Origin of the sequence: Streptomyces sp. NPDC020299 (assembly GCF_044387825.1) — a bacterium.
Lineage (GTDB): Bacteria > Actinomycetota > Actinomycetes > Streptomycetales > Streptomycetaceae > Streptomyces.
In genome coordinates this window covers 67555-89078 of sequence record NZ_JBIRWL010000029.1, presented here as the reverse complement: position 1 = coordinate 89078, position 21524 = coordinate 67555, and the positions used below count along the sequence as shown (strand labels likewise).

At 70.0% G+C, this 21524-nt stretch carries 22 protein-coding genes and 1 pseudogene; 11 read left to right on the top strand and 12 right to left on the bottom strand.

Annotation, left to right across the window (positions count from 1 at the left end; genetic code table 11):
* A pseudogene (locus tag ACH45E_RS42500) lies at positions 1-104 on the bottom strand (DNA-directed RNA polymerase subunit alpha); the annotation flags it as partial.
* 218 nt (positions 105-322) lie between these two features.
* On the opposite strand from ACH45E_RS42500, the gene ACH45E_RS42495 reads away from it, so the two are divergent.
* On the top strand, positions 323-544 hold the full coding sequence (locus ACH45E_RS42495; protein WP_361455275.1) for a hypothetical protein: 222 nt from the start codon (positions 323-325) through the stop codon (positions 542-544).
* 295 nt (positions 545-839) lie between these two features.
* A complete protein-coding gene (locus tag ACH45E_RS42490) occupies positions 840-1370 on the top strand; it encodes a GNAT family N-acetyltransferase (protein ID WP_361455272.1) in 531 nt (176 codons plus the stop codon).
* Positions 1371-1438: 68 nt separating this feature from the next.
* Here ACH45E_RS42490 and ACH45E_RS42485 read toward each other — a convergent pair whose 3' ends face one another.
* The 7 genes from ACH45E_RS42485 to ACH45E_RS42455 form a co-directional block, all read right to left on the bottom strand.
* Positions 1439-1840: a hypothetical protein gene (locus ACH45E_RS42485; RefSeq protein WP_361455269.1), complete on the bottom strand. Its 402-nt coding sequence runs from the start codon at positions 1838-1840 to the stop codon at positions 1439-1441.
* Positions 1841-1936: 96 nt separating this feature from the next.
* Complete coding sequence (locus ACH45E_RS42480; protein ID WP_361455266.1) at positions 1937-2359, bottom strand: hypothetical protein; 423 nt, start codon at positions 2357-2359, stop codon at positions 1937-1939.
* Between the two features lie 52 nt (positions 2360-2411).
* Positions 2412-3176: a hypothetical protein gene (locus ACH45E_RS42475; protein WP_361455263.1), complete on the bottom strand. Its 765-nt coding sequence runs from the start codon at positions 3174-3176 to the stop codon at positions 2412-2414.
* 68 nt (positions 3177-3244) lie between these two features.
* Entirely contained in the window at positions 3245-4624 is a 1380-nt protein-coding gene (locus ACH45E_RS42470) for a UDP-glucose/GDP-mannose dehydrogenase family protein (protein WP_361455260.1), read from the bottom strand.
* A gap of 123 nt (positions 4625-4747) precedes the next feature.
* Complete coding sequence (locus ACH45E_RS42465) at positions 4748-5893, bottom strand: right-handed parallel beta-helix repeat-containing protein (RefSeq protein WP_361455257.1); 1146 nt, start codon at positions 5891-5893, stop codon at positions 4748-4750.
* Positions 5890-7794 carry a right-handed parallel beta-helix repeat-containing protein gene (locus ACH45E_RS42460; RefSeq protein WP_361455254.1) on the bottom strand — a complete coding sequence of 635 codons (1905 nt, stop codon included), beginning with the start codon at positions 7792-7794 and terminating at the stop codon, positions 5890-5892. Before ACH45E_RS42460 ends, ACH45E_RS42465 begins: the two co-directional genes overlap by 4 nt.
* On the bottom strand, positions 7791-9083 hold the full coding sequence (locus ACH45E_RS42455) for a glycosyltransferase family 2 protein (RefSeq protein ID WP_361455251.1): 1293 nt from the start codon (positions 9081-9083) through the stop codon (positions 7791-7793). Before ACH45E_RS42455 ends, ACH45E_RS42460 begins: the two co-directional genes overlap by 4 nt.
* Before the next feature lie 1040 nt (positions 9084-10123).
* Here ACH45E_RS42455 and ACH45E_RS42450 point away from each other — a divergent pair.
* The gene (locus ACH45E_RS42450) at positions 10124-10480 is read left to right on the top strand and encodes a carboxymuconolactone decarboxylase family protein (RefSeq protein WP_361455248.1); all 357 of its coding nucleotides are present in this window, start codon (positions 10124-10126) and stop codon (positions 10478-10480) included.
* 101 nt (positions 10481-10581) lie between these two features.
* On the opposite strand, the gene ACH45E_RS42445 is transcribed toward ACH45E_RS42450, so the two are convergent.
* The 3 genes from ACH45E_RS42445 to phoU all read right to left on the bottom strand — a co-directional run bounded on the left by ACH45E_RS42445 (position 10582) and on the right by phoU (position 12518).
* Positions 10582-10830 (bottom strand): SCO4226 family nickel-binding protein, encoded by a 249-nt coding sequence (locus ACH45E_RS42445; RefSeq protein ID WP_361455245.1) that lies wholly within the window; start codon positions 10828-10830, stop codon positions 10582-10584.
* Positions 10831-10986: 156 nt separating this feature from the next.
* Entirely contained in the window at positions 10987-11142 is a 156-nt protein-coding gene (locus ACH45E_RS42440; protein WP_361455242.1) for a hypothetical protein, read from the bottom strand.
* A 686-nt stretch (positions 11143-11828) separates the two neighbouring features.
* On the bottom strand, positions 11829-12518 hold the full coding sequence (phoU, locus tag ACH45E_RS42435; protein ID WP_361455239.1) for a phosphate signaling complex protein PhoU: 690 nt from the start codon (positions 12516-12518) through the stop codon (positions 11829-11831).
* Positions 12519-12709: 191 nt separating this feature from the next.
* Between phoU and ACH45E_RS42430 the strand changes: the two genes are divergently transcribed.
* Both ACH45E_RS42430 and ACH45E_RS42425 read left to right on the top strand, forming a co-directional pair.
* Positions 12710-14026, top strand: a complete 1317-nt coding sequence (locus ACH45E_RS42430) for an ATP-binding protein (RefSeq protein ID WP_361455236.1) — start codon at positions 12710-12712, stop codon at positions 14024-14026.
* Positions 14023-14703: a response regulator transcription factor gene (locus tag ACH45E_RS42425; RefSeq protein WP_010358452.1), complete on the top strand. Its 681-nt coding sequence runs from the start codon at positions 14023-14025 to the stop codon at positions 14701-14703. Before ACH45E_RS42430 ends, ACH45E_RS42425 begins: the two co-directional genes overlap by 4 nt.
* A gap of 174 nt (positions 14704-14877) precedes the next feature.
* On the opposite strand, the gene ACH45E_RS42420 is transcribed toward ACH45E_RS42425, so the two are convergent.
* The gene (locus ACH45E_RS42420) at positions 14878-15567 is read right to left on the bottom strand and encodes a DUF461 domain-containing protein (RefSeq protein WP_361455233.1); all 690 of its coding nucleotides are present in this window, start codon (positions 15565-15567) and stop codon (positions 14878-14880) included.
* 650 nt (positions 15568-16217) lie between these two features.
* On the opposite strand from ACH45E_RS42420, the gene ACH45E_RS42415 reads away from it, so the two are divergent.
* From ACH45E_RS42415 to rlmB, 6 genes are all read left to right on the top strand, one after another.
* The gene (locus ACH45E_RS42415) at positions 16218-16700 is read left to right on the top strand and encodes a CarD family transcriptional regulator (RefSeq protein ID WP_003953493.1); all 483 of its coding nucleotides are present in this window, start codon (positions 16218-16220) and stop codon (positions 16698-16700) included.
* 329 nt (positions 16701-17029) lie between these two features.
* The gene (ispD, locus tag ACH45E_RS42410; protein WP_361455230.1) at positions 17030-17782 is read left to right on the top strand and encodes a 2-C-methyl-D-erythritol 4-phosphate cytidylyltransferase; all 753 of its coding nucleotides are present in this window, start codon (positions 17030-17032) and stop codon (positions 17780-17782) included.
* Positions 17772-18269 (top strand): 2-C-methyl-D-erythritol 2,4-cyclodiphosphate synthase, encoded by a 498-nt coding sequence (ispF, locus tag ACH45E_RS42405; RefSeq protein WP_361455227.1) that lies wholly within the window; start codon positions 17772-17774, stop codon positions 18267-18269. The genes ispD and ispF overlap by 11 nt, the downstream gene beginning before the upstream one ends.
* A gap of 55 nt (positions 18270-18324) precedes the next feature.
* A complete protein-coding gene (locus ACH45E_RS42400; protein WP_361455224.1) occupies positions 18325-18729 on the top strand; it encodes a PPOX class F420-dependent oxidoreductase in 405 nt (134 codons plus the stop codon).
* A 308-nt stretch (positions 18730-19037) separates the two neighbouring features.
* Positions 19038-20441: a cysteine--tRNA ligase gene (cysS, locus tag ACH45E_RS42395; protein WP_361455221.1), complete on the top strand. Its 1404-nt coding sequence runs from the start codon at positions 19038-19040 to the stop codon at positions 20439-20441.
* Positions 20442-20563: 122 nt separating this feature from the next.
* A complete protein-coding gene (rlmB, locus tag ACH45E_RS42390) occupies positions 20564-21505 on the top strand; it encodes a 23S rRNA (guanosine(2251)-2'-O)-methyltransferase RlmB (RefSeq protein ID WP_361455218.1) in 942 nt (313 codons plus the stop codon).
* Positions 21506-21524 lie beyond the last annotated feature (19 nt).

Below are 21524 nucleotides of genomic sequence, written 5' to 3'. Positions count from 1 at the left end.
CCGAGGGTGTAGCCGAAGCCCGGCTCCAGCGGCTCGATCACGAACCGGGAGCGGAACTCGTCGACGACCTCTTCGGTCAACGAGGGACGCTGAGCAATCAGCACGGGGTATTGCCTCCAGGGTTTGGCGCCCGCTATGTGACGCCGTAGACACCACGAAGAGTACGGGCGGTTCGGCCTCGCAGGCGGCCGAACCGCCCGACCCCGGCCGTCTGCCGGCTGGTCGGCAGGACCAGCTCTTGGGTGGAGTGAAGTCTAACGATCCGCTACGCCTGCCCCTGAGACCCGGCCACCGGAGCGGTTCGAGGCGCATACTGGGCGCAATGACAAAGCCTGCCGCGCCCAAGCGCCACCTTCCCACCAGCCCCTTCAAAGCCCCGGCCACACCCGCTCCGAAGCACTTCGCCGTGGGTGACCAGGTCACGCACGACATGTACGGCCTCGGACGGGTGATCGGCATCGAGGACGGAATCGCGGCACTCGTCGATTTCGGCTCGACGCAGATGCGGATCCTGAGCCCGTACGCCAAGATGACCAAGCTGTAGTACCGCTGTGCCCGGTCCCGGCACGCCAGGCCCCTCCAGGGACCTGCCACGAAAGGTAGCCCCGACATCGATCCGACGTCGCTGTTCTCCGCCCTGGAAGGGCAACCCCGCTGTCCCGCAGCGGCATCGCCGCCTCCGGTGACGAACCCCTTCCAGGCCCCTGACTTCCCGGAAGACGAGAGCTTCCTGCGCGAGCCTCCGTCTGCCGCGTACGCTGCCGACGCCGGGGCCTGATTGCCAGTAGGCACCATGGCTCGCCAGGAACCATGGCTCGCGCCGAGTACGTCAGGTAACCGTGACGACTTCTCAGACCGTCCTGCGAACCGCGAACCCCGGAGACGTGGACGGGATCACCGACCTGCACACTCTCGCCCGCACGGCGTACTACCAGGCGGGTGGGGTGCCGGACGCGGACCTCACTTCCCCCGACGCGCGTGTCGGCCGGCGGGAAGCCTGGCTGCGTGCCGTCCAGGACGAGGACAGGACCGTCCTGTGCGCGGAGCGGGAGGGCGAGATCGTGGGCGTCGTGGCGATGGGCCCGCCCTACGAAGCCGATCTCGACGCCACCTCCGTGGGGCAGCTCTACCAGATCCACGTCCGCCCTGGCCTTTGGGGACAAGGTGTCGGCGGCTGCCTGCACGCGGCATTCGTGCGGTTCCTACGCGACCGGGCGCTGGCCGCGGGCGTGCTGGAGGCATGGGAGCGCAACAGCCGGGGCCATGCCTTCTACACCCGGCACGGGTGGCACCCCGACGGGCACCATCGGCCCGGACCTGGTGGCGCGCGGTACGTCCGTCTGCGCCTCCGCCTTGATCCCGAGGCCTGACGCCGCGGACGCGCGCTACGAGCGGGTGGCCAGATGGGCGAACAGCCCGGCTGCGCCCACCAGGGTCATCAGTTGCATGGTGCCGGAGACGCGCCATCGCAGGGCGAGCAGACCGCCGCCCGTGACGACCGCGCCGCGTCGTGGAGGGTGTTGAGGGCGGTGACCAGGGGGACGTCGGCGAGGGCGGATTCGCCGTTGCTGGGATCGCGGGTGACGCGCAGGAGTTCCCAGGCTCGCTGGTTGACGGTGTGGGCGGCGTCGGCGGCGGCTTCGTCACTCAGGAGGATGAAGCTCTCGAAGAGGATCGACCGCTTGGCCTCGGCGGTGTCCTGGCCTCGGCTCCTGGCCCGCAGGGCTTCCCGGGCGGCTCGCATGAGCCAGAACTTCGCCCGCTCGGCGGTCGCGGTCGCCAGGTAGGACGTCAGTGCGCCGATGAGGACGCCGACCAGGGTGACTGTCTGCGTGGCCATGGCGATCAAGGTACTGGCCGGGGCGGGGCGGTCACCTGCGTACGAGCAGGCCCCCCGCTCGTGCAGGGGGCCTGTCGGTGAGCCGGGGGCGTCGGGTCAGGGGTGGCCGACCTTGTACTTGAGTTCGTAGTCGGCGCCGTTGGTGAACTTCATCGTGCCGCTGCCGCTCCTGACGGTGTGCTTGCCGAGGGTGTCGTCCGCGTCGGGGTAGTCGAGATCGACGAGTTTGACGGTCGCGGAGCCGCTGAAGTGGACGTACTGGTGGATGGTGATCTTGTCGCCCGGGTCCATGAACTCGGTGAGTACCTCCCTGCCGTTCACCTCGATCTTGAGCTCGTCCTGGCCCCAGTCCTCGGTGTCGTTGCACTTGAGGGTGGACAGGTAGATCCACTTGTCGGCTGCGGCGGCGGAGGAGGAGGCCGCGGACGAGGTCTTCGCCTGGGCCGTGCCACCACCGAGCGAGACGAGGGCGACGGCGGCCACGCCGGCTGCGGTCACGGTGCGGAACTTGCGGAACATGTAGCGCCTTCCCCGATTTTCTTCCCTGTTTCTTACTGGTGGAAGGCGGCGCCTACCCAGCGGAACGAGGACAACTCGCCGTACAGGAGCAGGATGTGGCCATATCGTCGCACGGCTCCCGCTCGCGCTCTCGGGCGAGCCACGTGGTCCACACGTGCCGGGTGTTCGGTGTCTCGGGGTGGTCGAGGAGCCAGAGCACATAACCGGCGTGCCGCCGCGCCCAGGGCTGCTCGGAGCCGTGGGCCCTGGTCAGCCGGGTGCGCAGCTCGTCCCCGTCCACCGCTCGGGCCACCCGCACGTACTCACGGTCCTTGCAGCGGTAGGGGCGCCGGACGATCACGTCGAGGATGTCGATGAGCTTCGCCCGCACGTCTGGGTCGTGGCTGATTTTCGCCAGGTCCCGGATCAGGAACTCCTTCGTCCCCCATGCCTTGGCGTGCGCTGTCCACTCCTGTGGATAGCGGGCCTCCCACTCCAGGAAGAGCAGCGCGAAGGGCAGGCCCGGCCAGGTGCCGGTGTCCTCGCGGGGGGCGTGCCTCGGCCACAGGGCCTCAGGGAGGCAGCGGTTCGCGGCCTCTTCGTAGGTCCTCTCCGCGGCTGCCCGGCCCCGGGCCGTGAGCAGCAGGCCGATGGTCGAGCGGCGCCAGGCTTCGTAGTAGCGGGTGCGGGCCGCGTCGGTCCGCGCACGGGCGAGGGCCTGACGGTCGAGGGCGGCGGAGCGTTCGGCCGGGATCGGCGATATCAAGCCGTACGCCCATCCCAAACGCTCCGTCCACCCGTCGTCGCCGGGGACGAGGTCTGCCGCCTTCTTGGTCATGCGGCAGATCATCCCCCGGGTCGTCCCCCAGTCGCTCCCGAGTTATCCCTGGGTCAATCCCGAGTCCGCTACGGCCGTCCCAGCGCCCGGTACTCCCAGCCCGCCGTGCGCCACTTCACCGGGTCCAGCGCATGCCGGCCGTCCACGATGCGGCGGTGGCCGACCACCGCGCCCATCGCCTCCGGGTCGATGAGCCGGAACTCGTTCCACTCGGTGAGCAGGACGACCACGTCGCTCCCGGCCGCCGCCGAAAGCGCGTCGGTGCCGTACGACAGCTCCGGGAAGGCGCGCCGGGCGTTGTCGGTCGCGGCGGGGTCCACGACGGTCACGTGGGCGCCCAGCCGGTGCAGCGTGGTGGCCACGTCCAGGGCGGGGGCGTCGCGGATGTCGTCGGAGTTGGGCTTGAAGGCCGCGCCGAGGGCGGTCACCCGGACCCCGGCGAGGTCGCCGCCGGCGAGCTCGCGGACGAGGTCGACGGTACGGGCGCGCCGGCGCTGGTTGATGCCGTCCACCTCGCGCAGGAAGGCGACGGCCTGGCCGACCCCGAGCTCCTCGGCACGGTGCGCGAAGGCCCGGATGTCCTTGGGCAGGCAGCCGCCGCCGAAGCCGAGACCGGGCTTCAGGAAACGGCCGCCGATCCGGTCGTCGTACGCCAGCGCCTCGGCGAGGCCGGTGACATCGCCGCCGGTGGCCTCGCAGACCTCGGCCATGGCGTTGATGTACGAGATCTTGGTGGCCAGGAAGGAGTTGGCGGCGACCTTGACCAGTTCGGCCGTGGTCAGGTCGGTGACGACCACCGGGGTGTCCCGGGCGATGACCGGGGCGAAGGCGGCGCGCAGCTGCTCCTCGGCCCAGGCGGAGGCGACGCCGAAGACCAGCCGGTCCGGGCGCAGGGTGTCGTCCACGGCGTAGCCCTCGCGCAGGAACTCGGGGTTCCAGGCGAGTTCCACCTGGTCCCCGGCGGGCGCGATGCGCTGGACGAGTTCGGTGAGGCGCGCGGCCGTACCGACGGGCACCGTGGACTTGCCGACCACCAGCGTGCGGCGGTGCAGATGCCGGGCCAGTTCGGTGGCGGCGGCGTCCACGTACCGGAGGTCGGCCGCTTCCGAGCCCTGCTGCTGGGGCGTGCCCACGCACAGGAAGTGGACGTCGCCGAACTCGGCGGCCTCCGCGAAGCTCGTGGTGAAGCGCAGCCGGCCCGAGTCCAGCGCCTTGGCGAGCAGTTCGGGCAGCCCGGGCTCGAAGAAGGGGACCGTACCGGAGTTGAGCCGGTCGACCTTGCTCTGGTCGATCTCCACGCCCAGGACGTCGAAGCCCAGGACGGCCATGCAGATGGCGTGTGTGGCCCCGAGGTAGCCGGTGCCTATGACGGTGAGCCGGGGAGCGGCCGCGTCGGTGTCGCCGTTCCTCGAGCCGACGGCGTCCTCCGCGATGGTGGTGGCTGCCATGATCATCTCCAGGGTGTTTTCGGGTGTGGCGGGCCGCCGCAGCGGCCCACCGTGCGGCGGGCCCTGCGTGACGGGTGAGAAAGGGAAGGGAAGCGGAAGCGAAGGGAAGCGGGAGGGAAGCGGTCAGGACGCGCAGTCGACGTTCGCGAGGCCCTCTGCCGCGCCCGTGGCCTTGTTGTCGCAGCTCAGCTTGTTGCCGTTGACGGGGGTGAAGTGGAAGCCGTAGCCCGGGCCGTCCACGTGGGCGACATTGCCCTTGAAGGTGTTGTCCTTGCCCCAGCCGTCGCGGATCTCGTGGGTCTGGAACCCGTCCTCGTTGCTGTGACTGCCGGTGTTGAAGGAGATCGTCCAGCGGTTGCCCTTCACGTCGACCCATGAGTCGTCGTGCGACCCGGACAGGTCGGAACCGTCGAAGGTGTTGCGGGTGACGATGCCGCCGGTGGTGCCTTCCTTGATGTCCACCGCCTCGGCCGTGGTGGCGCTGATGTGGTTGCCGCTCACGACGTTGCGGTCGCTGTTGTCCGGCTTGCAGTGGGTGACCGAGCACCAGTTGGAGTCGGCGGAGCCGATGTACACGCCTTCGCCGAACTTCGGCTTGCGCTGCCCGGTGTCGCGGATGGTGTTGTCGCGGACGACGTTGTCCGAGCTGAAGTTGCGCAGATGGATGGCCTCGTCGCCGATCTGCTCCACCGTCAGGCCCTGGATGACGGAGTGCTGGACCTTGTCCGCCATCACTCCCTTCTGGCCGTTGCGCACGGTGAAGCCGATCAGCCGCCAGTAGTCGGCGCCGTCGAGGTGGAAGGCGTAGCCGCCCTTGACGCCACCGGCGTCGATCACCGCGCCGGGGCCGCCGCAGACCCAGACGGGCTTGTCGGCGGTGCCCGGGGACTTGGCGGTGAACTTGCCCTCGTAGCGGCCGTCGGCGAGGTGGATGACGTCGCCCGGCATGGCGCCGTCGAGGGCGTCCTGCAGCGAGTCGGCGTCGCCGACGTTCACGGTGGGCGCGGGGCAGGTCACGGCGTCGGCGGACGCCGTGGCCGTGCCGGTGGCCTGCGGGTCGGCCGGGTCCTCGGTGGCGATCGGTCCCGTGGCGGGCGCGGACGTCCCCTCGGTGGCGCTGCTCCGGGTGGTGGGGACTCTGCCCGCCGAACTCGCCTTCGTACGCGGGGAGTCCCCGTCACCGCCGGCGGTCAGGGCCACGATCAGGGCCACGACCGCGACCGCCAGGGCCGCTCCCGCCAGCCACACCGCACGGTTCGCCGCGTTCATTCGGACATCACCGGGACCAGTTCCTCTTCCGTTTCCGTCCGGGAGATCTCGCGCAGGTTGTCCTTGGGCAGCGGCGCCTTGTCCAGGTACGGGTGGATGCCGACCTTCCCGCGCGTGCGGCGGCCGCGCCGGCCCAGGGCCGCGGAGAACAGGATGAGCAGCAGGATACCCGTCCACAGGAGGGTCATCGGGCTGGCGTAGTGCCGGAACTTCACCCAGAACGAACTGGTGTCGTACCAGGCGAAGGTCTGGTTCTCCCGGATGCTGACGCCGCCGTGCGCACGGGAGTTGTCGACCGCGCTGGGGCCGACACCGGCGATGACGTTGTACGAGACCGTGGAGCCGTCGACGCCGCCGACCAGGGAGACACCGTGGTTGCCGGCGCCCTCGACGGTGTTGCCCCGCACCTCGGCGGCCGAGTCGCGGACGTAGACGGCGGTGTCGGCCTTCTCGACGATGTTGCCGGTGACCTTGGCGTCCGTCACGCCGTCGCGCACCGAGATGCCCTGCCGGGACTGGCCGATCAGGTGGTTGCCGGTGACGGCGACCTTCTCGGCGTCCTTGCGGGCGACGATGCCCATGTCGCCGCCGACCACGGTGTTGTCCTGCACGCCGACGTCCGTGCCGCCGACGACCTCGATGCCGTAGTGGCCGTTGTCCTTGGCGGTGCTGCTGGAGACCGAGTTGGAGCCGTAGCTGCTGGTGGGCTGGCCGGAGGCGGAGGGGCCGTGGGCCAGCGGCTGGCCGCTGATCGTGAAGCCGTTGCCGCCGTTGCCGAGCGACTTGGAGCCGGTCACGCGGACCTGCTGGGTGGCGCGAGCCATCACGAAGCCGTCGCCGCCGTTCTCCCGCGACGTGGTCTTCTCGACGATCGCGTTGGTCACGAAGCGGTGCAGTACGAGGCCGTCCTGCCGGCTCTTCTCGATGGTGGTGGACTCGATGGTGACGCCGGTGGCGCCGGAGGCGAACAACCCGTACACGTTGCCGGACACGGTGGAGTGGCTGATGTCCGCCGACACGTAGGACAGTTGGGGAGTGGTGAAGCGGCTGTCCGGGGTGGTCAGCTTGCCCGACGGCCCGGTCAGCACGCCGCTGCTGCTGAGCTGGCCGTCATCGTCGTCGCTGGGGTCGTCGGGGCCGGTGAGGCTGCCGGTGTTGGGCCGGTCGGTCCCGGTGAGGCTGAGCCCGCCGGTGCGGCCGCTCCAGAAGCCCAGGTCGGAGACATCGGCGTAACTCATGGAGAACTGGCCGCCGATGGCGCGGATGTAGGCCCGCCCGTCCCGGACGTCGGTGTCCGGCTTGTTCTTCTGCGGGTCCCAGCTGCTGACCTTGACGTGCGCCTGAGCGGCACCGTCGATCATGATCCGGCCGCCGAAGGAGACGATGGAGACGAAGCCCTGGCGGTTGCTGGCCATGTGCAGGTTCAGCCCGCCGGGGTTGGACAGCCGCAGCTTGGCCCCGGAGTTCAGGTAGATGTTCTCCGTCAGCAGATACGACCCGTCCGGCTTCTGCACGAAGGTCTGCGGCGCGAGCTGCAGCAGATCGGCGATGGCGTACGGCTTGCTGCGCCGGGTCAGTACGAGGGTGTAGCCGCCGGTGGTCTCGGTCCGGTACGGCTTGGTGTACCGCTGGTCCTTCAGCGGGGCGACCGCGGACACCGCGCGGACCTGGTCGAGCCGGTGGTCCTCGGCGGCGACCAGTGCCGCCTGGGTCTCGGACACCTCGGTGGTGAACTGCTGCCCCGGGGGAACGTTTTTGCCGTCGGCCGAGGCGGGCACGGCCTGGGCGAGCAGCAGGAGCGCGGCGGCTGCTGGAAGGGCGGCGGCGACACGCAGGGCGGCGGCGGAACGCAGAGCGGGGTGGAGGCGCCCCGAACGGAGGGGTCGGTTCAGGTGGTTCATGACTGGAGAGCCCCCATACCGGATGCGGCGTTGTTCGGCGTCGTGCCGCCCAGCGATGCGGAGTCCTGGCCCTCGCCGCCGACGGTGGTGCTGTTGCGGGTGAGCCAGCCCTGCTTGTTCATGGTGATGAAGGCGAACAGCTTGATCGGGAGCGAGATCATGACGACCACGAGCGCGAGCAGCGGCAGCAGGAGCACCTCCTGCGGGTGCCTGCGCAGGTGCGAGTAGCCGCGTACGCCACGTCCGACGAGCAGCCAGATCAGCGCCAGCGCGATGCCACGCCCCGTCAGTTCGAGACGGCTGAAGAGGAGATAGCCGACGGCCATGCCCATGGTGACCGGGGTCAGCAGGATCTGCAGCACGGTGATCTTGGTGACCAGCGGCACGCGCCACAGCCAGCCCTTGTACAGGGCGGTCAGGTAGCAGCGGTAGGAGTTGCGGCTCCAGCGCACACGCTGCTTGACGAAGGCGCGGAAGGAGGAGGGGAACATCGACATGGCACGCGCGGAGGACTGGTGGACCGTCTTGTAGCCGGAGGCCAGCACCAGCCAGGTCAGCCGGCCGTCATCGCCCGCGACGCACCGGCGGCCGAGGAAGAACTCGTCCTCGAGGTTGGTCAGCACGGGGGTGATGGCGGCTCGCCGGTAGGCCGCGGTCCGGCCGGAGAGGCAGGCGACGGCGCCGGCGCGCCCCATGGCCGGGACGTAGTCGTAGTAGCGCAGGTTGACCAGCCAGTCGGCTATGCGCCGCCAGACGCTGGAGCGGCGCTGGTAGACGTTCTGCTGGGTGCCGACGCCACCGACCGCGGGGTCGACGAAGGGCATCTGCACCGCGTCGAGCAGCCCGTCCTCCCAGCGGGTGTCGGAGTCGACCAGGACGACCACTTCACCGGACGCCGCCCGGATGCCCACACCCAGGGCCGAGCGCTTGCCGCGGTGCTCGAAGGCCAGCACCCTCACCCGAGGGTCGGTCACCTGGGACAGCCGCTGGAGGACCTCGTGGTCCTCCACGTCCGGGACGATGATCACCTCCATGGGATCCTGCGCCAGCCAGGTCTCCAGGCAGTCCAGGAGGATCTCCGGGTCCTCCCGGTAGGCGGGCACCACGACCGAGGTGGTGGTGCGGAAGTCGTTCACCACGGGTCTGGCGAACCGGGACAGCACCGCTCGGTACAGCCACAGTCCCCACACGAAGACGCCGGCGATGCCGAGGGGCATCACGTCCCGCCAGGATGTCTCACCGACGGCCTGTACCAGCCATGACCAGAATGCGTCGAAGAAGCTCGACATAGAGAGGGCCCCCACCCAACGAGCGACCAGAATCAACCGAGTTGCGCCAGATTGGCGCTAGGTATGAAGGGATCCAAGCCAGCAGGCCTGATTCCTTCACACAGAAAGCACAAATTCCACTTCGCATGCAAACGCCCCTCCTGTCACGAGAGGGCTTCGAGGGCGGCCGGAACCGTGCGTGCGGTGGGCGGATTCAACCGCCGTGCGCGAAGGTCTGGGTGACACGCCATCAGCTCTCATCAGGCCAGGAACGCGTCCGGGGTGCGGCGACGGGCGTCGGCTGCGCGGCCGGTGCGGGCGCGTCGTCGGCGGACGCCGGGGTTGACGGTGTGTCGAACGCCACACCGTCACATCATCGCTGGTGAACGTCCGCTAATCGCCTTGAGCCTGACGTGCTCTCAGCGGCTTCGAAGGCGAGCGGCGGACCGGCGTGGTCCTGCCTGAGTGCGCGGATGCGCATGGTGATCCCCCCTCTTCGAACCGGTTCGGGGGCATGCCCGGACCGGCGCACGGCACCCCTGGAGTGCGACTGTCTGTTCCTGAATCAGGCAGCCGCGGTGCCGGCTACCGCGTGCGGCGAGGACGTCGTAAAGAAACGTTCCGCCTGTTCCTCGCGCCTCGGTGCCCCTGAAGTGTGGCCGCATGTTCCTGAATCAGGCGGTCACGGCGTCCGATCCACTGCTCGCTCGACGAGCGGTGGGCACCCGTTGCCTGAGTGCGCGCCAGAGGATCACCGATCTTCACAAGCAATCCTCATTTGTGAACCTTAAGGATTCAACAAGGACTCGCCGAGCGGAAGCCTCTTTACTGATCCTAAACCTATGAGTCGGCTCTGCGCCCAGGTCAGACCGGTTGAAGGCCGCCGGTCGGTCCTTGCCGACCCGTGCCGGCAGACCCATGCCATGACCTTTTCGCGCGCATTGTTCGATCTTCACGAATATCTGTGGTGCGCGGGTCACCCGGGGAGGGTGAAGCCGGACGCCCCGCGGGCTCGTACCTTCCGAAGTGTCGTCTCCACCCCAGGGAAAGGCGGTCGAGAAATGGCCACCGCATCGGACGCCCCTGTCCTCGACACGCTCACCGCCATGACGCTCGACTCGCTCGAACGGTGTGGCCTGGACGAGGGCACGCTCATCCTCACCCGTATCGCCGCGCTCGTCGCCATGGACGCGCCCCCGGTCTCCTACCTCGCTCACGCCGGTGCCGCGGCCGACGCGAACCTGACCACCGAGCAGTTGCAGGACGTCCTCGTCGCCATCGCCCCCGTGGTGGGCACGGCCCGCGTCATGTCCGCCGCCGGCCATATGGCCGAGGCGTTCGGTCTCGCCCTCGCGGTCGCGGAGTCCGAGGCCCAGAGGATCGCCGAGGCGGAGGCGCAGAGCAGGGGCAACGCCTGAGGACCTGCGGAGTCCCTGGCCGCCGCGCCTGAGCACGGCGGCCAGGGACTCCGTGGGCTCCGTACAGCCCCCTTCCCGGCTTCCGGCTTCCGGTGCGATCGTCAGGCCGTCAACGGCACGGAGTGCACCTCGTCCGCCCGGTGCCCCGCCCGTTCGTGAATGCGCTGGATCGCTTCGGCCGAGGGCGCCTCGGAGAGGCAGTAGACGGTGCCGGACTCCGGGTCGGCCCAGGCCTTCTCGAAGTGGACGTTCTCCTCGCCCTCGATGGCCAGGTCGGCTCTGTGCGCCTGTCGCAGCTGGTCGGCGGTGATGCCCTTCATTCCGTGGTGGACGTCCATGAACTGGGGCATGGCCTCACACCTCCTCGCGTCCTTTCCGCTCCGCTTTCCATGCTGCGCCCGCGACCCGGCGGGGGCGACCGCTGGAAGCCCTGCCGCGGTGCCCGTCGAGGGCCCCGGCGATCATTGATCACCGGGGCCCTCGAAGTTCCCTGTCGGAAGGTGCCGTCAGCCGCACTGGCACGGGCTGCCCGACTGGCACCCGCAGCCACACCCCGAACCGCAGCCGCAGGAGGCGATGAGCGGGAGGTTCCTGAGGTCGGCGGGCTGCTCGGTGTCGTGCTGCTGTGTGGGGTCGGGCGTGGTGCTGGGGGATTCGGCCATGGTTCCTCCCAGTGGATAGGGCCTGGTGCCTTTGCCCATTTCATGCCCGCCCCAGCAGGCGCATCAACGGCGCACAGGGGCGCCCCACGCCCTGCCCCTCAGCCTTCGAGCCCCCCAGACGGCAACCCTTGAAGCGCCGGGCCGCGAGCTCTGGGGTTCTGGGGCCATGGGGCGTGGGCCGTGGTCGGGGGTGCATGCCTGTCGGTTCTGGGCCGTGGGATGCGGAGCGGCCGAGGTACAAGCCCGTGGCCTCCGGGCGGCGAGCCGTGGGCTTCGGGTCGTGAGCCGTGGGTCGTAAGCCCATCCGGTCCTGGTCCTCAAGCCGTAAAGCCCGGGGTGCCGGCTCGCTCAGCCCTCGGGGTGCCGGCCCCATCCAGCCTCAGGGCGCGGGTGTTCGGGCCTGAGGCCGTGGGCCCTGGAGCCGCATGGCGCGAGCGGTCCGGTCCCAGGGCGTAAGCCCATCCGGTCCCGGTCCTCAAGCCGTAAAGCCCAGGGTGCCGGCCCACGCAGCCTCGGGACGTCAGCCCTGAAGCCCGGGGTGCCGGCCCGCCCAGCCCAGGGGCGCCGGCCCTGAAGCCCGGGGCGCCAGCCCACCCACCGGGGCACCGGCCCCGTGCAGCCCCAGGGCGTCAGCCCTGAAGCCCTGGGCGCCGGCCAAGCACCCCACCCCGCGAACCCCCGGAGGGCTACGCTCCGTCCGCCCCCGTCACCGGCTGGATGTCCGTCTGGAGGTCGTCCGCGTGCTCGCCCGTCACCAGGTAGACGACGCGCTTGGCGACCGCGACCGCGTGGTCGGCGTAGCGCTCGTAGTAGCGGCCGAGGAGGGTGACGTCGACGGCCGTCTCGATGCCGTGCTTCCAGCGCTCGTCGATCAGGTGCTGGAAGAGGGTGCGGTGCAGCAGGTCCATCTCGTCGTCGTCCTGCTCCAGCTGGAGGGCGAGGTCGACGTCCTTCGTCACGATGACCTCGGCCGCCTTCGCCATCAGGCGCTGGGCGAGCTGGCCCATCTCCAGGATGGTGGCGTGCAGGTCCTGGGGGACCGCCCGCTCGGGGAAGCGCAGGCGCGCGAGCTTCGCCACGTGCTGGGCGAGGTCGCCGGAACGCTCCAGGTCGGCCGACATGCGCAGGGACGTGACGACGATCCGCAGATCCGTCGCCACCGGCTGCTGGCGGGCCAGCAGGGCTATGGCCCGGGCCTCCAGGTCGTGCTGCAGCTCGTCGACCTTCTTGTCGGCCTCGATGACGCTTTCGGCCAGCTTGAGATCGGCGTCGAGGATGGCCGTCGTGGCGCGTCCGATCGCCGACCCGACCAGCCGGGCCATCTCCACCAGACCGTCGCCGATCGAGTCCAGTTCCTCGTGGTACGCGTCCCGCATCAGGGTTCCCTCTCGTACGTGTGCTTCGGGGCGGTGCGAACCCCACGCTCCCACGTTCCGGCCCGTACGCGTCCGTTTCTGCCACCCCAAATGAACCAATACTGGCTCCAAGGTGAACTCTGGGCGACGAGTGTTCGAGCTCGCACGCTGACGGCTGTGGCCAGGGGGTATCCCGTGCCTAACCTTGACGCATGGACGTGAACGCGGCGGTCGCCGCAGCGGCAGCGATCGCCGGGGTGCTCACCGGTGTCATCGCCATGCTGGCGTTCCGCTGGAGCGAACGCGACCAGAAGCGACCGACCAGGACTTCCTTGCACACCGATCCCGTACTCCCGCCCGGAGTGGACACGGTTCTCTCCGTGCTCCGCTCGTCGGCCGTCGTACTCGACGAGGCCGACGCCGTCGTCAAGGCCAGCTCCGCCGCATACGCCCTCGGGCTGGTACGCGGCGGCAAGCTCGCCGTCGAACCCATGCTCCAGATGACCCGGGACACCAGACGCGACGGCGAGATACGCCAGGTCGAACTGGACCTGCCCCGGCGCGGGACCGGACGCGGGGAGGCCCTCGCCGTCTCCGCCCGGGTCGCACCGCTCGGCTCCCGGCTGGTGCTGCTGCTCGTCGAGGACCTCACCGAGGCCCGCCGCATCGAGGCCGTACGACGCGACTTCGTCGCCAACGTCAGCCACGAGCTCAAGACCCCGGTGGGCGCGCTCTCCCTCCTGTCCGAGGCCGTCATGGACGCCTCCGACGACCCGGAGGCGGTACAGCGCTTCGCCGGCCGCATGCAGATCGAGGCCACCCGCCTGACCAACCTGGTCCAGGAGCTCATCGATCTGTCACGCGTGCAGAACGACGACCCCCTCGAGGACGCCGAACCCGTCCGCGTCGACGAACTCGTCGCCGAGGCCATCGACCGCTGCCGCCACCAGGCCGGCACCAAACAGATCACGATGGCCTCGAATGTATGGGTGCCCGAAGGGCCCGATCAGGGTGGTGGTGGGCGACGGGCGGGCGGCACGGCCGACCTGCATGTCTGGGGGAACCGCGGGCAGCTCGCCGCCGCCCTGGGCAACCTCGTCGAGAACGCCGTCAACTACTCCCCGGCCCGCACCCGCGTGGGCATAGCCGCCCGCCGGATCAGCGCACCCGGTGGCGACATGATCGAGCTCGCCGTCACCGACCAGGGCATCGGCATCACGGACAAGGACAAGGAGCGCATCTTCGAGCGCTTCTACCGGGTCGACCCGGCCCGCTCCCGGGCCACCGGCGGCACCGGCCTGGGTCTGGCCATCGTCAAGCACGTGGTCGCCTCGCACGGCGGGGAGGTCACGGTGTGGAGCGCCGAAGGCCAGGGCTCCACCTTCACCCTGCGGCTGCCGGAGGCCGGTGTGGCCCGTGACCGCGCCCAGCAGCACCCCGACCTCGACGAAGAGGCCGGGCCGTCCCCCGCATCGCCCGACTCAACCGCCGCGTACGAAACGCTTCCCTCCCCGGAGGTCCTTCCGTGACCCGAGTGCTCGTCGTCGAGGACGAGGAGTCCTTCTCCGACGCCCTGTCGTACATGCTCCGCAAGGAGGGCTTCGAGGTGGCCGTGGCGGCCACCGGCCCCGACGGACTCGACGAGTTCGAGCGCAACGGCGCCGACCTCGTCCTCCTCGACCTGATGCTGCCGGGGCTGCCCGGTACGGAGGTGTGCCGTCAGCTGCGCGGCCGCTCCAACGTCCCGGTGATCATGGTGACCGCCAAGGACAGCGAGATCGACAAGGTCGTCGGCCTGGAAATAGGAGCCGACGACTACGTCACCAAGCCCTTCTCCTCGCGCGAGCTGGTCGCCCGCATCCGCGCGGTGCTCCGCAGACGCGGCGAGCCGGAGGAGGTCACCCCGGCCGCGCTGGAGGCCGGCCCGGTCCGGATGGACGTCGACCGCCACGTGGTGACGGTGTCCGGTTCCAAGGTCGACCTTCCGCTGAAGGAGTTCGACCTGCTCGAGATGCTCCTGCGCAACGCGGGCCGCGTCCTCACCCGTATGCAGCTCATCGACCGCGTCTGGGGCGCCGACTACGTCGGCGACACCAAGACCCTCGACGTCCACGTCAAGCGCCTGCGCGCGAAAATCGAGCCGGACCCGGGCGCGCCGCGCTACCTGGTGACGGTGCGGGGGCTGGGCTACAAGTTCGAGCCCTGACCGGGCCGGTCGGTGTCCGTTCGGTGGGGTGGCGTGCGTCGTGCCTGCCGGACGGGGTCCGGCGCAGCGGCGCGATGCCCGCGGAGCGGTGCGGGGGGTGCGTCGGGGAGGAGCCAGGCGAGATGACTGAAGGGCGGCACCCCGGGAGGGGTGCCGCCCTTCAGTCATGGGTGCTCAGTGGGCCGTGGCCGAGGCCGACGCGGAGTCGCTCGGGGTGGAGCCGGCGGTCGCGGAGTCGGTCGGCGAGGGGGAGTTCTTGCCCTTCGACGGCTTCGACTGCTTCGACGGCTTGGAGTTGTCGCTCGCCGTCGCGCCGGCGGCGGGCGAGGCGGGGGCCGACGCGGTCGGGATCTCGCTCGGGCCCCACGAGCTGAAGTAGCTCTTGGCCGGGAAGACGAAGGCACGCAGGCTCACGTCACCGGTCTGGCTGAAGGTGAAGGTGACCTTCTGGGCGTTGCCGTCCTGGAGCGCCTCGCTGGTGTTGTCCAGCACGGCGGAGGCGTTGTCCTTGCCGCCGAGGACCAGCGAGCCGCCGGCCGGGATGGTGAGGTCCTTGCCCTTGGCCGGGCTGAGCTTGGCGGTCTTGCCGGTGCCGGGGATGGTGATCGAGTCGAGGGTCTGGGAGTGGGTGGTGTCGCCGTTGAAGATGGTGGCGGAGACCACGGCGGGGCCCGTCGACTGCATGTCGGGCTGCGTGATGACCGTGACGTTCTGGATCTTGATGGTGCCCACGGAGGTGGCCGCGTTGTCCGGCTTGATCTCCAGGGTCTGGGGGTCGTTGCCGGCCCCGCAGGCGGCGAGCGAGGCGATCGAGAAGACGATGGCGGAGGCGGCGAGGGCGCCGCGTCGAATGCTGCTGCTCACGGCGGCGGCAACTCCTTGAACGCAGGGGCGGCCTCCCTGTAAAGCCGCCCTAAGTGTCAGTCAACGGCCTCAGGTTACCGAGCCGTTCCCGACCGGCCGCACCCGACCCTCCCCCAACGCCCGCTCTTCCCTCCAGCAGGGGGTACCCCACGCCCCTCGAGTGACTCCCGAACCGCATTGGCCGGGTCCTCGTCCGACATTCACATAACGGGGCCCGCAAATCTTCGGTGAAGGAATGCACGGCCGCCCGGAAATCGATCACGTATTGATCACGTACCGATGAGTACGCCGGTGAGTACGTCGACGAGTACGTCGATCAGCCGACTGATCGCAACCCTCTCGTGATCAATTCCGGATTCGTCTCGTATCCGGCTCCGGACACCGAACGGAGTAGCGTAAGTCGCACACTTGGAATCGGACAAATGTGGACGTTCGACCGCTTGGAGGGGGCTCCGGATGTGTGTAACGTACGCGTTTCACCCCGCCCGGACAGCCGCTCCGACCTGCGAATACCTGGTTCCGCACGCCTGCCGCAGCACGTTCCTGTCGCTGTTGTCAAGCCCTGAGATATGCCCTGACCTGCGAAAACGCCATTCAGAACCGTCAGTTTCCGTGTTACCCTGGATAGCCACGGAAGGGGTACCTGTCACATGACGTTCAAGGTTGGCGACACCGTGGTCTATCCCCATCACGGGGCCGCGCTGATCGAGGCCATCGAAACTCGCCAGATCAAAGGCGTGGACAAGACCTACTTGGTGCTGAAGGTCGCCCAGGGTGACCTGACGGTACGTGTGCCAGCGGACAATGCGGAGTTCGTCGGCGTGCGTGATGTGGTCGGTCAGGACGGGCTGGACCGGGTCTTCGAGGTGCTGCGCGCACCGTATGCGGAGGAGCCCACGAACTGGTCTCGTCGTTACAAGGCAAATCTGGAGAAGCTCGCCTCCGGCGATGTCATCAAGGTCGCGGAAGTAGTGCGTGACCTGTGGCGTCGCGAGCGCGAGCGTGGACTCTCCGCCGGTGAGAAGCGCATGCTCGCCAAGGCTCGCCAGATCCTGGTGAGCGAGCTCGCCCTCGCGGAGAACACCAACGAGGACAAGGCCGAGGCCCTGCTCGACGAGGTCCTCGCGTCCTGACGGACCGGCCTCCGACAGGCCCTCCCCGTTCGGCAAGCTCATCACAGTGAAATGCCGCGGTGCCCGATGACACACCACCTGTCGCCGGGCGCTGCGGCATGTCCGCGCGCATGCGTACGCAGCCGCCGTGCCTTCGTCGTACATGGCTGTCATACACGGCCGTACATGACCCGTACTCGGCTGCTGCGATCAACAACTGCTGCGATCACTGATGCCGCCAGGGCAGCCGACTCGACCGGTGTCACGGAAGGGTCCGGTCAAGACGCGCGCCCAATGGCACGCTGAGGCCATACCCACGCAGGCCGCGCACACAAACCTGACAGGAACCGATGTCTGACGATTCGCGCCCTTCGCCCGCGCCGGCACCCGTCGCCGCCGTCATTCCTGCCGCCGGCCGGGGCGTACGCCTTGGCCCGGGCGCCCCCAAGGCGCTCCGCGCGCTGGGCGGCACACCCATGCTCATCCACGCGGTCCGCGCGATGGCCGCCTCCCGCGCCGTCACCCTGGTGATCGTCGTGGCGCCGCCCGACGGCACCGCCGAGGTCAAGTCCCTCCTCGACGCGCACGCGCTGCCCGAGCGCACGGACTTCCTGGTCGTCCCCGGCGGCGAGACCCGCCAGGAATCGGTCAGGCTCGGCCTCGACGCGCTCCCGCCCGACCACCGCGTCGTGCTGGTGCACGACGCCGCCCGCCCGCTCGTCCCGGTGGACACCGTCGACGCCGTCATCGAGGCCGTACGCGACGGCGCGCCGGCCGTCGTGCCCGCGCTGCCCCTCGCCGACACCGTCAAGGAGGTCGAACCGGCCGCCACCCCCGGCGAGCCGGAGCCGGTCGTCGCCACGCCCGAGCGGAGCCGGCTGCGCGCCGTGCAGACCCCGCAGGGCTTCGACCGCGACACCCTCGTGCGCGCCCACGGGAGCGTCACCGACGACGTCACCGACGACGCGAGCATGGTGGAACAGCTCGGCCTGCGGGTCGTGACCGTCCCCGGCCACGAGGAGGCCTTCAAGGTCACCCGCCCGCTCGACCTCGTCCTCGCCGAGGCGGTCCTCGCCCGCAGGAGGCTCAACGATGGCTTCTGAGGCGCTCCCGCCCCTGCCCCAGGTCGGCATCGGCACCGACATCCACGCCTTCGAGGACGGCCGCGAGCTGTGGTGCGCCGGCCTGAAGTGGGAGGGCGAGGGACCCGGCCTCGCCGGACACTCCGACGCCGACGTCGTCGCGCACGCCGCCTGCAACGCCCTCTTCTCGGCCGCCGGCCTCGGCGACCTCGGGCAGCACTTCGGCACCGGCCGCCCCGAGTGGTCCGGCGCCTCCGGCATCACCCTGCTGACCGAAGCCGCCCGTGTCGTCCGCGAGGCCGGCTTCCGGATCGGCAACATCGCCGTACAGGTGGTCGGACCCCGCCCGAAGATCGGCAAGCGCCGCGACGAGGCCCAGAAGATCCTCTCCGAGGCCGCCGGAGCCCCCGTCTCCGTCTCCGGGGCCACCACCGACGGGCTCGGCTTCCCCGGCCGCGACGAGGGCCTGATGGCCGTGGCGACGGCGCTCGTGGTGCGGGTGAGCTGAAAGCGTGTGAGGGTACCCGCGAAGCGACCAGTGACCCAGGTCCCGGAGGTACCCCATGCCCGCCGCTCTCTCCGACCGCCTCAAGGCCCTGCTCGACGGCCCGGTCTTCGTCGTCCTCGGCACCGTCCAGCCCGACGGCAGCCCCCAGCTCTCCCCCGTATGGGCGAAGCGGGACGGTGACGACGTCCTGATCTCCACCACCGTCGACCGCCGCAAGACGAAGAACCTCGTCCGCGACCCGCGCATCGACGTCGTGGTCCAGGACCCCGAGTCCCCGTACGAGTACGCCGAGATCCGCGGCACCGCCGAGACGACCACGGAAGGCGGCCAGGCACTCATCGACGAGCTGAGCCTGAAGTACACCGGGAAGCCGTACGCGGAGTTCAACCCGGCGTCCGCGCAGGACGCGGAGCGGGTGGTCGTGCGGATCCGGCCGCGGAAGGTCGTGGGGAGTCTGTGAGCCGGTGGGGGTGGCGGGGTGGTGCGTAGGCCGTACGCGGCCCGCGGGCGGAGCCCGCTGTGGGATGCAGCAACCCGGCGTCCGCGCAGGACGCGGAGCGGGTGGTCGTGCGGATCCGGCCGCGGAAGGTCGTGGGGAGCCTGTGAACCGACCGGCTGAGCCGACTGGCCGAGCCGACCGGGCTGAAAGGTCCGGGCCACCGGGTGCGCGCCCCCTGGTGCGCCCGGCGGCGTCCGCTGTGTCACGAATACATCGTCCTTCGGCGGAAGGGTCGCAAGGCACTGCCCCACGCCCACTACCCTGGAGTGGTGACCATTCGCCTGTACGACACCAGCGCCCGGCAGATCCGTGACTTCACCCCGCTCAAGCCGGGCTGTGTCTCGATCTACCTGTGTGGTCCCACGGTGCAGGCAGCCCCTCACATCGGGCACATCCGGTCCGGGTTGAACTTCGACATCATGCGCCGCTGGTTCGAGTACCGCGGCTACGAGGTCACGTTCATCCGCAACGTCACCGACATCGACGACAAGATCCTCACCAAGGCCCGCGAGCAGAACCGGCCCTGGTGGGCGATCGGGTACGAGAACGAGCGCGCCTTCAACGACGGTAACAACGCCCTCGGCTGCCTCCCGCCGACGTACGAACCGCGCGCCACCGGCCACGTCACCGAGATGGTCGAGATGATGCAAACGCTCATCGAGCGCGGACACGCCTACGAGGCCGACGGCAACGTCTACTTCGACGTGCGCTCCTTCCCCGGCTACCTGGAGCTGTCCCGGCAGGAGCTGGACAACCTGCTCCAGCCCTCGGCCGAGGGCGAGACCGGCAAGCGCGACCCCCGCGACTTCGCCATGTGGAAGACTGCCAAGCCCGGCGAGCCCACCTGGCCGACGCCGTGGGGCCCCGGCCGCCCCGGCTGGCACCTGGAGTGCTCGGCCATGGCCCACAAGTACCTGGGCAGCGCCTTCGACATCCACGGCGGCGGCCTCGACCTGATCTTCCCGCACCACGAGAACGAGATCGCCCAGGCCAAGGGCATCGGCGACGAGTTCGCCCGGTACTGGGTGCACAACGCCTGGGTGACCATGGCCGGCGACAAGATGTCGAAGTCGCTGGGCAACAGCGTCCTGGTCTCCGAGATGGTCAAGCGGTGGCGTCCCATCGTCCTGCGCTACTACCTCGGCACCCCGCACTACCGCTCGATGATCGAGTACAGCGAGGAGTCCCTGCGCGAGGCCGAGTCCGCGTTCGCGCGCATCGAGGGCTTCGTACAGCGCGTCGTGGAGAAGGCCGGGGGAGTCGTCGAGCCCTCCGCCGACGTACCGCCCGCCTTCGCCGAGGCCATGGACGACGACCTCGGTGTCCCCCAGGCCCTCGCCGTCGTGCACACCACCGTCCGGCAGGGCAACTCCGCCCTCGCCGCCGACGACAAGGAAGCCGCCGTCGCCCGGCTCGCCGAAGTACGCGCCATGCTCGGCGTGCTCGGCCTCGACCCGCTCGACGAGCACTGGGCCGGCGAGGACGGCGACCGCGGCGAAGACCTGCACGGAGTCGTGGACAGCCTCGTCCGCATGGTCCTCGACCAGCGCGAGGCCGCCCGCTCCCGCAAGGACTGGGCCACCGCGGACGCCATCCGCGACCAGCTCAACCAGTCCGGCCTCACCATCGAGGACAGCCCCCAGGGCCCCCGCTGGACCCTCGGGCCGCGTTGACCCCCGATGATCCTCCGATGATCGCTCTCCCGGTCGATTTCTTGATCGATTGTGCCGCCCGGCTCCCCGGGCGGCACACTGCCTATACGTACATACGCACGCTTCCCACAGACAGGTAGGTCATGGCCTCCAACAACCGCCGCATGTCCGGCAAGAAGGGCGCGCAGGTCGGCAGTGGCGGCCAGCGGCGCAAGGGCCTCGAGGGCAAGGGCCCGACCCCGCCCGCCGAGATGCGCAAGGGCCACAAGAAGAACCGCGTCGCCAACGCCAAGGCCAAGCAGGCCGTGCGCCGCCCCACGGCCCGGGGCCGTGGCGGCAAGTCCGCCTCCGAGCTGGTCGTCGGCCGCAACCCCGTCTTCGAGGCCCTGCGCGAGGGCGTGCCCGCCTCCACGCTCTACGTCCAGCAGTTCATCGACAACGACGAGCGGGTGCGCGAGGCACTGCAGCTCGCGGCCGAGCGCGGCGGCATCAACCTCATGGAGGCCCCCCGCCCCGAGCTCGACCGGATGACGAACGGGCTCAACCACCAGGGCCTCGTCCTCCAGGTCCCGCCGTACGAGTACGCCCACCCCGAGGACCTCGCCGAAGCCGCCTCCGACGCGGGCGAGGACCCCCTCATCGTCGCCCTCGACGGCGTCACCGACCCGCGCAACCTCGGCGCCGTCGTCCGCTCCGTCTCCGCCTTCGGCGGCCACGGCGTCGTCGTACCCGAACGGCGTGCCGCCGGCATGACCGCCGGCGCCTGGAAGACCTCCGCCGGCACCGCGGCCCGTACGCCCGTCGCCCGCGCCACCAACCTCACCCGCGCCCTCGAGGCGTACAAGAAGGCCGGCATCGTGGTCGTCGGCCTCGCCGCCGACGGCGAGGTCGAACTCGGCGAACTCGAAGCCCTCGGCGGACCGGTCGCCATCGTCGTCGGCAGCGAGGGCAAGGGCCTGTCCCGACTGGTCGGCGAGACCTGCGACTTCCGCGTCCGCATCCCGATGCCGGGCGGCGCCGAGTCGCTCAACGCGGGCGTCGCGGCGGGCATCGTGCTGTACGAGGCGGCACGCCGGCGCGGCTGAACAGACGTACCCGGGGTCA

Coding starts and splice junctions, on each gene's coding strand:
- ACH45E_RS42450 (WP_361455248.1), top strand. CDS start 10,124: ATGGCCACCGCATCGGACGCCCCTGTCCTCGACACGCTCACCGCCATG.
- ACH45E_RS42430 (WP_361455236.1), top strand. CDS start 12,710: ATGGACGTGAACGCGGCGGTCGCCGCAGCGGCAGCGATCGCCGGGGTG.
- ACH45E_RS42415 (WP_003953493.1), top strand. CDS start 16,218: ATGACGTTCAAGGTTGGCGACACCGTGGTCTATCCCCATCACGGGGCC.
- ACH45E_RS42470 (WP_361455260.1), bottom strand. CDS start 4,624: ATGGCAGCCACCACCATCGCGGAGGACGCCGTCGGCTCGAGGAACGGC.
- ACH45E_RS42440 (WP_361455242.1), bottom strand. CDS start 11,142: ATGGCCGAATCCCCCAGCACCACGCCCGACCCCACACAGCAGCACGAC.
- rlmB (WP_361455218.1), top strand. CDS start 20,564: ATGGCCTCCAACAACCGCCGCATGTCCGGCAAGAAGGGCGCGCAGGTC.
- ACH45E_RS42400 (WP_361455224.1), top strand. CDS start 18,325: ATGCCCGCCGCTCTCTCCGACCGCCTCAAGGCCCTGCTCGACGGCCCG.
- ACH45E_RS42485 (WP_361455269.1), bottom strand. CDS start 1,840: ATGGCCACGCAGACAGTCACCCTGGTCGGCGTCCTCATCGGCGCACTG.
- ACH45E_RS42460 (WP_361455254.1), bottom strand. CDS start 7,794: ATGAACCACCTGAACCGACCCCTCCGTTCGGGGCGCCTCCACCCCGCT.
- ispD (WP_361455230.1), top strand. CDS start 17,030: ATGTCTGACGATTCGCGCCCTTCGCCCGCGCCGGCACCCGTCGCCGCC.
- ACH45E_RS42495 (WP_361455275.1), top strand. CDS start 323: ATGACAAAGCCTGCCGCGCCCAAGCGCCACCTTCCCACCAGCCCCTTC.
- ACH45E_RS42455 (WP_361455251.1), bottom strand. CDS start 9,083: ATGTCGAGCTTCTTCGACGCATTCTGGTCATGGCTGGTACAGGCCGTC.
- phoU (WP_361455239.1), bottom strand. CDS start 12,518: ATGCGGGACGCGTACCACGAGGAACTGGACTCGATCGGCGACGGTCTG.
- ACH45E_RS42465 (WP_361455257.1), bottom strand. CDS start 5,893: ATGAACGCGGCGAACCGTGCGGTGTGGCTGGCGGGAGCGGCCCTGGCG.
- ispF (WP_361455227.1), top strand. CDS start 17,772: ATGGCTTCTGAGGCGCTCCCGCCCCTGCCCCAGGTCGGCATCGGCACC.
- ACH45E_RS42445 (WP_361455245.1), bottom strand. CDS start 10,830: ATGCCCCAGTTCATGGACGTCCACCACGGAATGAAGGGCATCACCGCC.
- ACH45E_RS42475 (WP_361455263.1), bottom strand. CDS start 3,176: ATGACCAAGAAGGCGGCAGACCTCGTCCCCGGCGACGACGGGTGGACG.
- ACH45E_RS42480 (WP_361455266.1), bottom strand. CDS start 2,359: ATGTTCCGCAAGTTCCGCACCGTGACCGCAGCCGGCGTGGCCGCCGTC.